The organism is Streptomyces niveiscabiei, from assembly GCF_001419795.1.
In the GTDB taxonomy this organism is placed as follows: Bacteria; Actinomycetota; Actinomycetes; order Streptomycetales; family Streptomycetaceae; genus Streptomyces; species Streptomyces niveiscabiei.
The window spans coordinates 1-5,423 of the sequence record NZ_LIRL01000580.1; the positions used below are offsets into that span (position 1 = coordinate 1).

Consider the following 5,423-nt stretch of genomic DNA (forward strand, 5'->3'; position numbering starts at 1 on the left):
AGATGTGTATCAGAGCCAGGCCCTGGACAACGCCAGCCCGTCGGAGAGGTCCGCCGCCAGACTCGCCACCGACGCCGCAGCAGCGATACGGAACATCAACCACGCCCTCTCCACCCCGACGGCGCTCCCCTACCCACCGCACGTCAGCGAGGTCGCCCAGCCCCTCACGCAGATGATCGACCGCCTCCCGGAAACCCTCGACCACCTGTCCACCGCGATCCGCCACCACCTGGCCAAGGGCCTGATCCGCATGGACGACGCCACCTCCCCGGACAACGCGACCGCCGAAGCACTGAAGCACCTCGGCGAAGCACGCAACGACGCCCGAACCCTGGCGGACAGCCTCCACAGAGCCGCCGCAGTCCTCTTCCACATGGGCACAGAGACCACAGCGTGATGCTTCGGCAGCCCGTACGAGTCAGTTGAGGGCGCTGCCCGCAACCGTCCGCCGACGCAGAAATCGCCGTCGCCGGACGGCCGGGGCGGGAAGCGCGACGAACGCCTGGTAGAGCGCCGAGAGGGCCCGGTCCGTCCGGTCCGTGTCCTTGTGCGCGGAGGCCGCGTTGAACGCCTCCTGTGCGGCTTCCGCGATGCCAGGTTCGGAACGACGGAGTAGCGGGGGTAGAGACGCTCCGAGACGGGCGAGCGGGGCCGCTAGCCGCACGGCGGACACCGTGCTCTCGCTGTCCCAGCGGCGAATCACGTCGGAGGCCGCGCCGTACGCGGCCATGAGACTCGCCGTCATCCCCTTCCGGCCAAAGCCAGCGGCGCCGGACCCGTAATAGGCGGCCCCTCCCTGGACGAGCGCGTGGAAGGCTACGACCGACTTTGCCCGCCAGCCACCCCACAGATAGTCGTGGGCGTTGCCCTCGACCTCGACTGCCAATACCGCTGCGACGAATTCATCTAGCGCCGCCTCCAGCGCTGCCCGATCGTCCGCAACCGCTTTGCGCTCCTCCTCGCGGCGCTTTCGCCGGTCTCCGTCCCATGACGTGAGGAATACGAGCATCACGGAGACGACGGCGCCGAACATCGCGCCAAGCAGAGCTTCCATGTGCGTCGGGATGCTGTCGGCGGCCCGTCTGGTTCCCGCCCACAGGTCACCCATTCGGATGACTGAAGGCACTGTGCCGACTGAAACCGCCCCAGCGCCGAGCATGACGAGAAGGGTGCCGAGGCAAGGGCCACGGTAGGCAAGAGGCACGTCACGATGACAGCAGCGCCAGAGACACGGTCTTCATACGAAGGGCGCCTCCCACTCGTCTGAGTGAGAGGCGCCTCACGTACTACTACCTCCCGGAGCCCCCTGGCTCGGCACTCGGTCCCTGCGAGCAGATCTTGAGTACCTCCGCCCGCGCCACCAAGGACGACGCCGCGACGGCTTCCTCACTGACTCCGCGGACCTGCGTCTCGATCGTCCCGCGAGGCCGGCGCTCGATCCGGTACTCCGCCGCCTTCGCGGTGTAGCTGTCGGCCTCGAACTCCCACGTCCACCGCCCCGTCATGGGAAATGGCGCGAACGCCGGCGAGCCGTCCGCGTTGTACGAAGCCATGGCGCAGTGGACGAACTGCCGGTCCGGAACTCGCGCCCACACGGACCCGCCACCGTCCCACCGAGGACGCTCCTCAGGCCCAGTCGCTCCTCGCCGGACGATCTTCGCCTCGGGCCAGCCATCAGCGCGGAGCGCCTCCAGTTCACCGGCATGGTCGTCGTTCCACTGGTCCGCGACCTGCTGCGCATGGTCCCGGTCGGCAAAGGGGACCTCGCGGCCGTCGAGCGTGACGACGAAAACAGGTCCCTCCGGGACCGACGGCGCATCGTCGTCGGTCTCCCAAGCGGGCGGCATGGCGCCCTCGCGCTGCGGCAGCGGAGGAAGCCAACTTCCCGCGCCGGCGAGTCCGGTCTGTGCGAGGAACCCCGGCAGCGGCGCCGTGGGGTCCATGGCCCACGCGACGGCGGCCATGACCTCATCGTCGAGGGCGTCGAGGAGATGTCCGTACCGGTCCACGGTGGTGGTGATGGACTCGTGTCCCAGCCGGGCCTGGATCGCGGGCAACGGCACCCTCGCCGCGATCAGCCACGCAGCGTGGGAGTGCCGCAGGTCGTGAATGCGAGGCCGCTTGATGAGCCCGAACTTCTCGGCCGCCAGCTCGATCGCGGGCACCCACCGAAGCCGCCGGAACGTCCCCGCGTCCCACCGCCCGCCCTCCGGCCCCGTGAACAGCAGATCATCCGGTGCCTTCCCCTTCGCCCGCCGCCGCAGCATCGCATCGAGCTTCCAGGTGATCACGATCGTGCGCCGGCTCCTCTTCGTCTTCGGCGCCCCGAGATACGGCTTCCCGTCCTCGTCCCGCTTCCACGCCCGCTGAACCCGCAGAGCAGGCCGCCCGTTACGGCGCCGCAGATCGCGGGGCTGAAGCGCGGTCCCCTCACCCCACCGCACCCCGGTCTCCGCGAGCGTGTCGGCCAGATCCTTCGCGTCCTCGGCCATGCACTCGTAGATCCACCGGTACTCCTCCCGTTCGAGGAAGACCATCTCCTCCTCGACCTGCTCACCGTCCAGACGCGGAAGCCGCGTAAAAGCACACGGGTTGGTCGCCCGGAGCTGCGGCTCGGCGTCCACGGCGGCCTGGAGGATCGTGTGGAGCAACCCGTGCTGGTTGCCGATCGTCTTCGGCTTGTACTTCGTACGAGGCCGGTGGTCCGCCGGATCGAGCGGCGCGGCTTTCCCGGCCGCGAGGTCGTTGACCCACTGCTGGACCATCTCCCGGCTGATCCCGCCCTCCCCGTCGCGCACCGAGCAGTTCTTGAACCACGGCGACATGTTCTGCTCGACCAGCCGCCGGTACTTCGCCCGCGTATCCCCCTGGACCCCCGTCAACAAGCCGATCTGCTTCAGGGCGAACGGCTCGAACATCTCCTCCGCCGACCGCAGATCGGCGACGAACCCCTGCCCCCGTATCCACCCCGGCGGCCACTGCTGCCCGAACCCGTTCACCAGGTCCTTGAACTTCCTAGCGGCATCGGGATCGCTGAAGATCTCGGACTCGTTCTTCCCGCCACGAGCACCACCCGCTCTCCAACAAACGACGTAGGAGATGTCGCCATTGGCGTGCTCTCGGTTTCTGATGAAGGCCATGGCGCGGACGCTAGGCAGGGGCTCGGGAAGAGATCACATAAGAGCGACGGCACCCTGACCAGCCTCGTTCCGTGAACCGGGCCCAGCACCACGACGACGGAGACCAGACCGGGCGCCCTGCCCCACGAAGCCAGTTCCGGGCCACGAGCGCTGCAAAGCCCCGATCAACGGGAATCGGCCGTCGGTGCGTACACGGTGCGGACACGAAGATGGAAAAGACCCCCTCTGACCAACGTTTCCGCAGGTCAAAGGGGGTTCAAAGATGTGGAGCCTAGGGGAGTCGAACCCCTGACATCCGCCATGCAAAGACGGCGCTCTACCAACTGAGCTAAGGCCCCGAAGACACCCCCACCACCAACCACGCACCGGGGGACGTCGAGGACCAGACTACCGGGTCACCCCCCTGATCCCGCAAAAAGATGGGGGGTCCCCGCGACCGACCACTCTCCGTAAGATGCTCGGACGTGGTTCGCTACAGCGAACCGCGGTTTTCTGGGGAAGCGATGGGGAGACGCGAATGGACGCCGCACAACAGGAAGCGACCGCGAGAGCGCGGGAGCTCCAGCGGAACTGGTACGGAGAGCCGCTGGGGGCGCTCTTCCGCAAGCTCATCGACGATCTTGGTCTCAACCAGGCTCGTCTCGCAGGGGTGTTGGGGCTCTCCGCCCCGATGCTGTCCCAACTGATGAGCGGACAGCGCGCGAAGATCGGCAACCCGGCGGTCGTGCAGCGCGTACAGCTGCTGCAAGATCTCGCCGCCCAGGTCGCGGACGGCAGCGTCAGCGCCGCCGAGGCGACCCAGCGGATGGACGAGATCAAGCGTTCGCAGGGAGGCTCCGTGCTCAGCAACACCACGCAGACGACGAGCAGTTCAGGTGCTCCCACCGTCAAGCGCGTGGTCCGGGAGATCCAGTCCCTGCTGCGCTCGGTCGCCGCCGCCGGCGACATCATCGACGCGGCGGACACCCTCGCCCCGACCCACCCGGAACTCGCCGAGTTCCTCCGGGTCTACGGCGCGGGCCGCACGTCGGACGCGGTGACGCACTACCAGTCCCACCAGAACTGACCGACGGCCCGCGCGCCGAAGGGGGTTCGGCGAACGGGCCCGGCCGGTTCCACGGGGGAAACACCCTCATCGAGGGCGAACAGCAGCAAATCACGGGGGACCCGAACCACCGCAGGACACAACCCGGAGAAAACCCCGGGCGAAACCCTGAGCGGGGCGCGGACACGACGTAAAAAGGAGTGACGGCACAGCGAGCCACGGGGCAACCGCAGGGGGAGGAGCGCCACACAGCATGGGTGCACAGCATGGGTGAGGTCTTCGCCGGACGCTACGAACTCGTCGACCCGATCGGCCGCGGCGGGGTCGGCGCGGTCTGGCGCGCCTGGGACCACCGCCGCAGACGGTACGTCGCCGCCAAGGTCCTCCAGCAGAGCGACGCCCACTCCCTGCTGAGGTTCGTCCGCGAGCAGGCGCTGCGCATCGACCACCCGAACGTCCTCGCCCCGGCGAGCTGGGCCGCCGACGACGACAAGGTCCTCTTCACGATGGACCTGGTCTCGGGCGGCTCCCTGGTCCACCTGATCGGCGACTACGGCCCCCTCCCGCCGCCGTTCGTCTGCGTCCTGGTCGACCAGCTGCTGGCCGGCCTCGCCGCCGTCCACGCCGAGGGCGTCGTCCACCGCGACATCAAACCGGCGAACATCCTCCTGGAGGCGACGGGTACGGCGCGCCCGCGCCTGCGCCTGTCCGACTTCGGCATCTCGATGCGCCTGGGCGAGCCGCGCCTCACCGACACGAACCTCGTCGTCGGCACCCCGGGCTACATCGCCCCCGAGCAACTCCTGGGCGCCGACCCGGACTTCCCGGCCGACCTGTTCGCCGTAGGACTCGTAGCCCTGTACCTCCTGGAGGGTACGAAGCCGGACGCCAAGGCCCTCATCCAGCACTTCGCCGAGCACGGCACCCCGGGCGCCCCCAAGGGCATCCCCGAGCCCCTCTGGCAGGTCATAGCCTCGCTGCTCCAGCCGGACCCCACGTCCCGCTTCCGCACCGCCACAGGCGCCCGCAAGGCCCTCCTGACGGCCACAGAACTCCTCACCCCCACCCCGGACGACGAGTCCATCGAGATCTTCGACCAACTGGGCCCCCTCCCCAAGGGCTTCACCCCCGAGGGCCCCACATCGACAGCCCTGAACATGACAGGAACGGGCACGGGCCCGTCGTACACCGGCCAGTCGTACGGCGAACCCCGCCAGAAGAGCTACGAGGGCTACGAC

At 68.7% G+C, this 5,423-nt stretch carries 5 protein-coding genes and 1 tRNA gene; 3 read left to right on the forward strand and 3 right to left on the reverse strand.

Annotated features, from left to right (window positions below; translation table 11 throughout):
• A partial coding sequence (locus AOK24_RS26890) for a hypothetical protein (RefSeq protein WP_055722645.1) occupies window positions 1-397 on the forward strand: 397 nt, incomplete at its 5' end.
• A gap of 21 nt (window positions 398-418) precedes the next feature.
• On the opposite strand, the gene AOK24_RS26895 is transcribed toward AOK24_RS26890, so the two are convergent.
• The 3 genes from AOK24_RS26895 to AOK24_RS26905 form a co-directional block, all read right to left on the reverse strand.
• Window positions 419-1,108 (reverse strand): hypothetical protein, encoded by a 690-nt coding sequence (locus tag AOK24_RS26895; protein WP_159051994.1) that lies wholly within the window; start codon window positions 1,106-1,108, stop codon window positions 419-421.
• 181 nt (window positions 1,109-1,289) lie between these two features.
• Entirely contained in the window at window positions 1,290-3,140 is a 1,851-nt protein-coding gene (locus AOK24_RS26900) for a tyrosine-type recombinase/integrase (protein WP_055722647.1), read from the reverse strand.
• Between the two features lie 265 nt (window positions 3,141-3,405).
• Window positions 3,406-3,478: transfer RNA gene (locus AOK24_RS26905), tRNA-Ala, on the reverse strand.
• 179 nt (window positions 3,479-3,657) lie between these two features.
• Here AOK24_RS26905 and AOK24_RS26910 point away from each other — a divergent pair.
• On the forward strand, window positions 3,658-4,206 hold the full coding sequence (locus AOK24_RS26910) for a helix-turn-helix domain-containing protein (RefSeq protein ID WP_010353434.1): 549 nt from the start codon (window positions 3,658-3,660) through the stop codon (window positions 4,204-4,206).
• A 245-nt stretch (window positions 4,207-4,451) separates the two neighbouring features.
• A partial coding sequence (locus AOK24_RS26915) for a serine/threonine-protein kinase (protein ID WP_055722648.1) occupies window positions 4,452-5,423 on the forward strand: 972 nt, incomplete at its 3' end.

Bases quoted from the DNA above. Each gene is read 5' to 3' on its own strand.
- AOK24_RS26895 (WP_159051994.1), bottom strand. From the start codon at position 1,108: ATGGGTGACCTGTGGGCGGGAACCAGACGGGCCGCCGACAGCATCCCG.
- AOK24_RS26900 (WP_055722647.1), bottom strand. From the start codon at position 3,140: ATGGCCTTCATCAGAAACCGAGAGCACGCCAATGGCGACATCTCCTAC.
- AOK24_RS26910 (WP_010353434.1), top strand. From the start codon at position 3,658: ATGGACGCCGCACAACAGGAAGCGACCGCGAGAGCGCGGGAGCTCCAG.